Source organism: Streptomyces sp. NPDC005423 (assembly GCF_040606415.1).
GTDB lineage: Bacteria > Actinomycetota > Actinomycetes > Streptomycetales > Streptomycetaceae > Streptomyces.
Map to the genome: position 1 here is coordinate 1 of NZ_JBEXET010000091.1, position 8,438 is coordinate 8,438.

At 69.9% G+C, this 8,438-nt stretch carries 9 protein-coding genes and 1 pseudogene; 3 read left to right on the plus strand and 7 right to left on the minus strand.

Features of this window, described 5'->3' with window-relative positions:
* Nucleotides 1-412: 412 nt before the first annotated feature.
* Nucleotides 413-2,398 carry a helix-turn-helix domain-containing protein gene (locus ABZT12_RS38900; protein WP_356394490.1) on the minus strand — a complete coding sequence of 662 codons (1,986 nt, stop codon included), beginning with the start codon at nucleotides 2,396-2,398 and terminating at the stop codon, nucleotides 413-415.
* A gap of 370 nt (nucleotides 2,399-2,768) precedes the next feature.
* Here ABZT12_RS38900 and ABZT12_RS38905 point away from each other — a divergent pair, with 370 nt between their 5' ends.
* A complete protein-coding gene (locus tag ABZT12_RS38905; protein WP_356394493.1) occupies nucleotides 2,769-3,980 on the plus strand; it encodes a hypothetical protein in 1,212 nt (403 codons plus the stop codon).
* A gap of 82 nt (nucleotides 3,981-4,062) precedes the next feature.
* Here the strand turns inward: ABZT12_RS38905 and ABZT12_RS38910 are convergent, their stop codons facing one another.
* The gene (locus ABZT12_RS38910) at nucleotides 4,063-4,818 is read right to left on the minus strand and encodes a hypothetical protein (protein WP_356394496.1); all 756 of its coding nucleotides are present in this window, start codon (nucleotides 4,816-4,818) and stop codon (nucleotides 4,063-4,065) included.
* Nucleotides 4,819-4,922: 104 nt separating this feature from the next.
* A complete protein-coding gene (locus ABZT12_RS38915) occupies nucleotides 4,923-5,159 on the minus strand; it encodes a hypothetical protein (RefSeq protein WP_356394499.1) in 237 nt (78 codons plus the stop codon).
* 235 nt (nucleotides 5,160-5,394) lie between these two features.
* Here ABZT12_RS38915 and ABZT12_RS38920 point away from each other — a divergent pair, with 235 nt between their 5' ends.
* Nucleotides 5,395-5,553: a hypothetical protein gene (locus ABZT12_RS38920; RefSeq protein WP_356394502.1), complete on the plus strand. Its 159-nt coding sequence runs from the start codon at nucleotides 5,395-5,397 to the stop codon at nucleotides 5,551-5,553.
* On the opposite strand, the gene ABZT12_RS38925 is transcribed toward ABZT12_RS38920, so the two are convergent.
* The 3 genes from ABZT12_RS38925 to ABZT12_RS38935 are packed head-to-tail and all read right to left on the minus strand — an operon-like array spanning nucleotide 5,550 to nucleotide 7,700.
* On the minus strand, nucleotides 5,550-6,782 hold the full coding sequence (locus tag ABZT12_RS38925) for a serine hydrolase domain-containing protein (protein ID WP_356394505.1): 1,233 nt from the start codon (nucleotides 6,780-6,782) through the stop codon (nucleotides 5,550-5,552). The two genes, ABZT12_RS38920 and ABZT12_RS38925, sit on opposite strands and share 4 nt — an antisense overlap.
* Nucleotides 6,779-7,342, minus strand: coding sequence for a hypothetical protein (locus ABZT12_RS38930; RefSeq protein WP_356394508.1), 564 nt, complete (start codon nucleotides 7,340-7,342; stop codon nucleotides 6,779-6,781). The genes ABZT12_RS38925 and ABZT12_RS38930 overlap by 4 nt, the downstream gene beginning before the upstream one ends.
* Nucleotide 7,343: 1 nt before the next feature.
* Nucleotides 7,344-7,700 (minus strand): PadR family transcriptional regulator, encoded by a 357-nt coding sequence (locus tag ABZT12_RS38935; protein ID WP_356394511.1) that lies wholly within the window; start codon nucleotides 7,698-7,700, stop codon nucleotides 7,344-7,346.
* A 190-nt stretch (nucleotides 7,701-7,890) separates the two neighbouring features.
* Here ABZT12_RS38935 and ABZT12_RS38940 point away from each other — a divergent pair, with 190 nt between their 5' ends.
* Nucleotides 7,891-8,022, plus strand: coding sequence for an RNA polymerase-binding protein RbpA (locus tag ABZT12_RS38940; protein WP_356394515.1), 132 nt, complete (start codon nucleotides 7,891-7,893; stop codon nucleotides 8,020-8,022).
* A 24-nt stretch (nucleotides 8,023-8,046) separates the two neighbouring features.
* Here ABZT12_RS38940 and ABZT12_RS38945 read toward each other — a convergent pair.
* Nucleotides 8,047-8,265, minus strand: a pseudogene (locus ABZT12_RS38945) (transposase); the annotation flags it as partial.
* Nucleotides 8,266-8,438 lie beyond the last annotated feature (173 nt).

The following is an 8,438-nucleotide window of genomic DNA, read 5'->3' on the forward strand; positions in this document are numbered from 1 at the left end:
CACCGCCGTCGGGGCCGTCGGGGCCGTCCGGCTCCGGCCCGTCGTCCGCCGGCTCCGCGAACTCCTCCAGCGTCTCGTCGAGCTTGTTCTCGTCGCGTGCGCGCACCAGGGGTGCGGCGGCCGGGGAGTGTGGCGCACCGCGATGCGCACCGGTGCGGCGGCCGGGAGTGTGTGCACGGCATCGTCGGTGCGCGCACGATGCCGTGCATCGTCATGCTGGTGGCCGCGATGCAGTGGATGCCGGGATGTTCCACTCTCCACCGGCGAGTGCTCACCAGAGTGGAGTCCACTTCCACCCGATGCGCACCACGGTGGACTCCACTCTCCGGCCGGTGCATCGTCGGGCTGCACGCCGGACGCCTGGCAGGGTCCACCGTGTCCGCTCTGGAAGGGGCGCACCCTCATGCGGACGTTAGGAGTCCTTGGAGACGACCACGCTTTGCGACGCGATCGATGGCAGGTTGAGGCCCCGCATCGCCAGGATCGACGCCAGCCCCCATGCGACCGTGGCGAGGCCGGCTGCTACCTGACGGGCGGGCCCCGGTGTGCCCGACCACACCATGATGACGGTGATGGCACCCCACACGACCCAGGTCGTCCGCGCGCCGAAGCCGCCGAACAGGAAGCTCATCAGCAGCAACGCCGCGCCGCTGGCGACCCACAGCAGATGTAGCGAGGTGACGGGTAGGGGCAGCCCGGCGGAGTGCGCGGTCAGATAGGCGTGGACCGGGTCGTCAATCGTCGCGACGACATCGTTCCAGTGCCATCCGCCAGCCGGCGTACGCCAGGTGCGAGCTGTGTGCGACACGGTGCTGGTCAGCACCCCGAGTGCGGCGATGGCGACCAGGCTGACCGAGAGCAGGACGACCAGCTTGATCCAGACGGCGCTCTCGCGCCAGCCGCCCGTCAGTGAGTCCCCGACTTCCTGGCGCCGCGCCTCAAGCCATTCCGGATCGCTCACGACAACCGGTGACGTCATCCCCAGTGCGGCAGTCGGTGCGCGATGTGTATTGGGCGGAGCCTTGAAGTCCGCGCCCAGTTCCCCGAGAGCCTCCTGCACCAGGAGGACAACGCGCCGGTCGTGCCCGAAGACCGCGTACGTGGCGCAGGCGGCGGTCGCCGGCAGCAGCGGAAACAGCCACCAGGCGCTCCACTGCACCGAGCATTGCACGCTCAACGCGGCGCCGGTCGCGGCGAGTCCGGCGATCAGGCACCGCCCTGCCCGTACGGCTATCGCCTGCGAGCTGACCGTGATGGGCCGGGGCATCGGCTCCCGGCGGAAGCCGGAGCGGACCACCGGCCATAGCTGAGCCAGCGGGCTCCACGGGTCACTGACGAAGACGATGCCGACCAGCATCAGCAGGTCGATCAGGATCGTCCAGCCGTCCGCTCCGGACCTGGTGGCCGCCAGGTGCAGCGCTGCTGCGGACATCATCGCCAGGCACCCCAAGGCGCGTCCCAGCAGATGGCAGCCGGTCCGCAGTCGATCGATGATTTGGGCCGCTGACCGACCCGGCTGGACCAGACTCCACTCATCGCTGACCGCGTCCCGCCGCTGCTGGCCGTCGTTGAGGAACCCTTGTGCGGCGCTCAAAGCCTTGTTGAAGTCGGCGCGGAAGAATGCCTCCTGCAGCTCCTCCGGCATCGGCGGCAGCCCGGGCTCTTCGGCCGAGGCGACGGAGCGTCGCGACTGGGCGAGTTGCTCCTCCAGTTCGTCACTGCGCTTGCGCAGTCGAGTCAGGAGAACCTCGGTCTCGTCCCGGCTGGTACGGGCCCGGCGCAGCTCCCGCTGCGCCGCATCTAACTGTTCGGTGAGCTGGCCAAGACGTGCCTCGTTCTCTTCGTTCTCCTCGTCGTACTGGTCTTGGAGAGTCGTTACCTGCTGTCGCAAATCGGCGGTGAACCGGCTGAGGCTCAGCACCAGCTGCTGGGTACGACCCCGCTCTTCCATCAGTTCCTGGTTGCGCTCGTGGGCCTGCGCGAGTTGATCGTGGGCTTTGGCGGCCTGGTCCTGGGCGGTGGCCGCGACACTGGCCAAAGCCGTCCCTGATGGATCGGCGTCCGCTGGCGCCCGCGGGGAGGGAAGTTCTGGGGTGGCCTTCGGGCGCTGGGCAGCAACGAACAGGCGTAAGGCTTCCCTCATGCAGACCGGTTGCTGGCGGGGAGGGGTGACGTGGGTGACCAGTTTGTTCACGAAGGCCTGAGGAGGCACGGCCTCGCCGTTCAGGAACGAGGAGATGGTGGTCCTTCCGTAGCCGGTCGGCTCCTCCAGGTCCCGCTGCGTCTTGCCCGCCCGTTTCACCAGGCCCCGCAGGTACTTCGCCAGCTCGACGCTCTCGGGCGTCGCGTCCTTGTGAAACGCGCCGTATCCCCGGCCGCCCGACTTCTTTTCTGCCATGACCTCTCCCCGCCACCCGGCTCTCCCCTGCCGTACACCGATGATCAGCGTACGGACAGTCAGAACCTGGCGACAGAGCGCGATGAGAGGTTGTCCGGCCGCAGCCGTATGTCCGGGCCAGTCCGGCCATGTCCGGCCGCCACCTGCGCAAACACGACCGGACAACTGACGGACAACTCCAGCTGGGCAAGTCTCGTTTCAGTGCCGTCCCCCGACCCTGGAGTCGTTCTTCATGCCCCGCTCAGTCGCTCCCGCCCGCACCACGCCGTCCAACCCCCGCCGCACCGGGGCCCGCACCGCAGGGCCCGGACAGCTGACGATCCCCTCAAAACGATCACGCTGCGGCCGCTCGCGCAGCAGTCTGCCCCGCATGAGCGAACTCGCGATCGACACCGGCGACGGCGGCCGCGTCATCGACCTGAGCCGCGAACGAGACGCCGCCGACCGACTGCCCCGGGGCAAGGCCGGCGGACGCTACCGCTGCTGCTCCTGCGGAGCGAAGCTGATATTCACCGGCCCCACCACCCCCGGCTCCGGCTTCACACCCCGGTTCCGCCACGACGGCAGCGCCCCCGGCAGCGACCGGTGCGGCGCACCGGCCCCCCACCAGGCCGACGTCCAGGCCGACCTCACCGTCATCCTCGACCTGCGCGACCAGCTGGTGCGCGCCCGGCCCGGCGCGACCATCTGCCTCCAGATCGACCCCCAACTCGCCGGGCAGCGCTGGGAACTGCCCCCCGCCCTCGTCGTCCGCCGCGGCGACGACGTGGTCATCATCGAACGGCCGCGCCGCCTGCTCACCACACCCGTCGTCGACACCCGCCTGAAGACCGTGCGCACCCAGCACGGCGAGAGCGCATCGCACTGGTGGTTCTTCGACCGCGACGACGTCCTGCACTACGACGCGGCCGGCACTGTCAAGGTCCGCCCGCACGGCAAGCCGGACACCCACCACAAGGTGCGCCCCACTCCCGTCCAACGGCAGATCATCCAGGCGGGCGCAGCGGTCTGCTGGATCGCCAAGGACACCGTCCTCATCCCCTACGGCGGCCACCCCGGCACCTACCCCGTCCTCGAGGGCGAGGACTGGAGCGGCGAGATGGCGTCCTGGTCGAAGGACTGGAAGATCTCCCACCCCTACCCCGCCGACGGCGCCGCCTGGTGGGGTCTGGTCCCTCAGCCTCTGCTCGCCCTCGGACAGCACACCGGATTCCGCCCGGCCCCCACCTTCCGCCTGATGACCGCTCTGGAGAACGTCCAGCACGGCCGCGAAGCCCACCGCCGACGCCTCGCCCGGGAGCACGCCCAGCGCCAGGAGGACCACCCCGTCACCGCGGCGGCCGACCCACTCCCCCTCGAAGTGCCGGCAGACGACGCAGCGTCGACGGATGACGTACCGCCCCCGCTTGCTCCCCCGGTGACGACGGAGCCGCTGGCCGACACGGCCACGGCGGCCGCCACGCACCCACCGGTCCCGCCGCGCCCCACCCAGCCGCCGTCGACGACATCCCTCCCCCGCGTCCGTTCCAAGGGCCGACGGTTCAGCTGGCGACATCTGCTACCGCGCCACTGGCGGCGCTGACCCAGCGCGGTGTGCCGTGCCCGTACGCGGAAGGGCGCCCGCTCCTGGGGGAGTCGGGCGCCCTTCGACCTGATCTCTCCGGTCAGCTCTCCAGCATGGCCTGGAGGTCGCTCAGCGAAAGCTCGTTCGTCCCACGGTCCGCCGCCTTGCTCTGCGTCCACGCAAGGATCGCCGGGTGGGCGTCCTCGTACGGGGTGCCGGCGGGCGTGGTCCCTCCGTCGTTGCGGGCGATCTGGGTGAGGTAGGCGGCCAGGGCGTGCGGGCCGCCGCCGCTGTAGCCGATGTTGTAACCGAGGGCGTGCTTCTGCGGCAGGATCGACAGGTCGCCCTTGTCGGTCCGGGCCCAGAACAGGCCGCGGCCGGTGATGAAGCTGCTGAAGATGTCGTCGGGGCGCAGTTCGAGCGGGGCGTACGTCTTGTAGCTCCACTGGTCCGTGCCGCCGGTGCCCACGGGCTTGAAGTGCTCACCCACGACGGGCAGCCCGAACTCGGGGTCATAGAAGGCCCGGCGGCAGGTACAGCCCGATCCGGAGATAGCCGCCGGGCTGTTCTGGTCCTCCGTGACGCACGGGTGGAACAGGGACGGGATCTTCGTCGGCTCCACGAGCGTGCAGTGCATCGCGTTCGGCTCGCAGCGCTCCAGCCTGCTCAGCCACTCCTGGAAGTGAGGCGTCACGGTCTGGGACGCCTCAATGTCCAGCACTGCGTTCAGCGAAGACGAGGCGTGGCCGCGGCGGGCCTCGGTGTAGAGGACGAAGTGCAGGTAGCCCGTGGTCGGGTCGGTCAGGTTCAGGTCGCCTGGGTCGGTCAGGTTCAGGTCGCCTGGTTCGAAGGTCAAGGTTCCTCCCGTGCCGGGTGCCAACGCCCGATTCTCAGTCCGGTCCGCCGGGCCTCGCGGGTGAAGTCGTAGAGCGGCCACCCGCTGGCCGATCTACATCGCCGTCAGCGGTTGGGCCCCGCTCCCCTGCCCTCATCGGGCTGCGTCGTGTGGTGCTGCTGCTCGTGCTCCTGGCGGCGCGAGTCAGCCGACGGTGTGGCCGGGGCGGGGACCTCCCGGTCTTCGTTTTCGCGACGGCGGGCGTCGGCCGCGCGGGTGATAGCGGCGAACCGTTCCAGATTCTTCGGTGTACGCATCCACGTCGCCGGGTCGGTCGTGCGGCCCTCCAGCAGCTCGGGCATCGCGGCCTGCTGATGGGCTTGGACGGCGGCGCCCTGCTGCGCCGGAGTTCGGGCGGCATCCCGGTCCGGGTGGTCAACGGCGTGCGGCGCCGCCTGGTCGTGGTTGTAGTCATCGGAGTGCGCGGTAGCTGATGCGGTCGCGGCCGGCGCTCCGTCCCTCGCAACGGAAAGGATCCGGGCGTCGCGGATCGTGGTGGGCGGTGCCGTTGTCGGGTGCCTTGAGCACGCGCGGCAGATGGCGGTGAAGGTGCTCGACTTCGACTTCGCGGCCGCGGTCGCGAAGTGCTCGGGCAAGGAGTTCGGTGAGACCACATGCACGGTGCTTGCCGCCTGTTCTCTCGCCTATTGCGAGCTGTTGCTCCACCTCCCCGGCGGCACCCTGCGCTCCCGCTAGGGCGCGTATCGAGTCCTGATCAGTATGGGGTCGCCCTGGTGTCGGGGCAGATCGTTGTGCGTGCCGCTTGCGGGGCCGCACAGGGCGAATGATGCGGCGTTCGCCAGAGGTGCCTGGGCTGGCGCGGGGGCGGGGTCCATGGTGGAGGCAAGGACGACCGTCCGGCCGGTGCTTTGGTTCCAGTAGGCCATGGTCTGGTAGCCGGGTATGGCGCCGCCGAGGCCCCAGTCGGTGCCGCAGGGGTCCTGGAACCGTTCGATGCCCAGGCCGTATCGGTAGGTCGCCGGGTCGGCCGGGTCCTCGGCAACCGTGGTTGTCATCTCCCGCAGCAATCGGGGGCCGAGAAGACGGCCGTCCATGAGGGCGAGGTAGAACCAGGACAGGTCGCGCGCGCTGGAGACGATGGCCCCTGCCGCCCAGGCCGATGAGGGATTTAAGCCAGTCACGTCGGTGGGTTCGCCGTTCGTGGTCCCGGCGAGGCCAGCCGGGAGGTATCCGTGGGCGTGGTATCCGGTGATGCGACCTGTGATGGAGGGGAAGGAGGTGTGCGCCAGGCCGAGGGGGGTGAAGATACGCTGCTGGAGTTCTTGCTCCAGCGGATGCCCTGTCACGACCTCGATGAGCAGGCCGGCGACGATGTAGTTGGTGTTGGAGTACCCCCATGAGCTGCCGGGTGGGAACAGTGCCGGATGGCCTTCGGCGATGGCGACCAGTTGCGCGGGGCGCCAGATGCGGTTGTTCACGAGGCCGGCGAGTACAGCGGGATCGTCGGTGTAGTCGTACAACCCGCTGGTGTGGTTGAGCAGTTCCCGGACCGTGATGTGCTCACCGTCGGCGAGCAGGCCCGGCAGCCAGCGCGCGACCGGCTGGTCAAGGGCGAGGCGGTGCTCGCCGACCAGTTGGAGCACGACGGAGGCGACGAACGTCTTGGTGATGCTGCCGACCCGGAACCGGGCGTCGGGCCGCAGCGGTGCGCCGGTGCCCAGGTCGGCAACCCCAGCGGTGGCCGAGATGACCCGGCGTCCGTCCTGCGTGCGTTCCAGGACCCCGGGAACGCCAGCGGCGACGACGGAGTCGAGCAGCGCACGCAGCGTAGTACCGGACGCGCCGACGGGGTGCGGCGCGGGAGGGGCGCCGGTCGCGGCGGGAGCCGCGCCAAGGATGAGGAGCGAGACGGCGACGGCCGACACGGCAGTCCAGGGGCGGCCGGAGCCCCGCCGTACCTTCACTGCGCACCTGCGCTGATACCGGTGCGCTGGCCGCGCCACACAGGCAGCAACCGCCACAGGCGACCGCAGGCGATCGCTCCAGCGACGAGCAGGACATAGGTGAGCGGCGTGTACGCCCCACCGACGTGGGTGGCCTGGCCCTGGTGCAGGTGGAACGTCAGCGGGCTCTGGAGCCAGTTGACGCCGGCCCAGGTGTAGCTGCCGTCAGCGTGCGTACCCGCGGTGGTGATGGCCTGCTCGTAGGCGTCGGCTGCCTCGCTCAGGAAGAAGTTGAGGACCAGCGGGGCGGTGAGCGCGAAGAGCGCGGCGGCCCACCACGAGTGCCGCGGGCCCTCACCGAACTCGGCGTCCCGGTACTGCGCGGCCAGCTCCCGGGCGCTGCCGAGGCGGTGCAGCGCCTCAGCAGCACCGACCTCTGCGGCGGCCGTCAGCAGGTTGGCGCGGACTTCGCGCCGGTGGGCGATCCGGGTGCGGCTCGGCAGGTCGTACAGGCGCTGGTCGAGCGACCAGACGACCCACTCGACGCGCAGCCGGTCATACCAGGAGACGGTGTTCGGCATGTCAGGAGCCCTTCTGCGGTGCGGCGGACAGGGGACGGGACAGGACGGCTTCGACTGCGGCGACATGCCGGGCCCAGCCAGCGGCACCGGCGGCCAGGGCCTCGTGCCCGGCGCCGGTCAACCGGTAGTACTTGCGCGCCGGACCGCTGGAGGAGGCGACCAGCCGGGAGGCCAGCCGCCCTTCCCGCTCCAGCCGGGCCAGGGCGGGATACACGGTGCCCTCAAGGACATCGGCGAATCCGGCCCCTTGCAGGCGCTGGACCACCTCGTACCCGTACGACTCCCGCTCCGCCAACAGGTGCAGCAGCAGGAGCGACAGGACACCTTTGAGCAGTTGCGGGTCATGGCTGGAGGTCACGACTACAAGACTGTTCCTAGTACTCGGTAATGTCAAGTAGTCGCATGGGCCTGGTCGGCCTGAGCGCCGTCCCGGGCGGGCCACCTTGTGCTGGGGGCCGGCCGGGGAATGCTCTACCGGAGGGTGCCCGTACTCTGGGCCTGTCCCAGGCGCATCCAAGGCGTGGACGTCATGGCCGAGGGAGAGGATCATGGCTCAGGGACGCGGCAGCATCAGGGGCGCGCGGATCGGGTCCGGGCCGCTCGGGGAGCCGGAGCGCGGTGACCTCGCGCCGCGTACGGCAGTGTCGTTCTGGTGCGGCAACGGCACCACACGCAGCTGAACTTCGCGATCGAGGCGGAGGTCCGAACACTCCAGCGCCACGCCACTGGCGGAAGCGGTTGGAGACGGTGGGCCCGGCACCGAATTCCTGCGGCATCTCTCGCCACTGCCCGCCGGTCTTGAACCGCCAGATCACACCCTCGAGCGGCTGCCGCAACCGCTCGGGATACGGGCCGTACTCGCCGATCGGCAGATACGGCGCGATGAACTCCCACTCTTCGTCCGTCAGTTGCACGCGCGTCACGCAAGACGATCTACCGGTTCAGCGCCCCAGGGCGGGGTCGAATCTCTCGATTGATCACGACTCGATACGCGCCCTAGATGTTCTGTCCCGGGAGGTTGTGGACGGGTGAGGCAGATCTCGGCTGAGGGATCTTGAACAGGTGAGGGCCTTCCGGCTTTGGTGTGGATTGCGAC

Excerpts from the sequence above, each read along its gene's own strand:
- ABZT12_RS38900 (WP_356394490.1), bottom strand. The coding sequence starts at position 2,398 with ATGGCAGAAAAGAAGTCGGGCGGCCGGGGATACGGCGCGTTTCACAAG.
- ABZT12_RS38905 (WP_356394493.1), top strand. The coding sequence starts at position 2,769 with ATGAGCGAACTCGCGATCGACACCGGCGACGGCGGCCGCGTCATCGAC.
- ABZT12_RS38915 (WP_356394499.1), bottom strand. The coding sequence starts at position 5,159 with ATGCCCGAGCTGCTGGAGGGCCGCACGACCGACCCGGCGACGTGGATG.
- ABZT12_RS38920 (WP_356394502.1), top strand. The coding sequence starts at position 5,395 with ATGGCGGTGAAGGTGCTCGACTTCGACTTCGCGGCCGCGGTCGCGAAG.
- ABZT12_RS38930 (WP_356394508.1), bottom strand. The coding sequence starts at position 7,342 with ATGCCGAACACCGTCTCCTGGTATGACCGGCTGCGCGTCGAGTGGGTC.
- ABZT12_RS38940 (WP_356394515.1), top strand. The coding sequence starts at position 7,891 with ATGGCTCAGGGACGCGGCAGCATCAGGGGCGCGCGGATCGGGTCCGGG.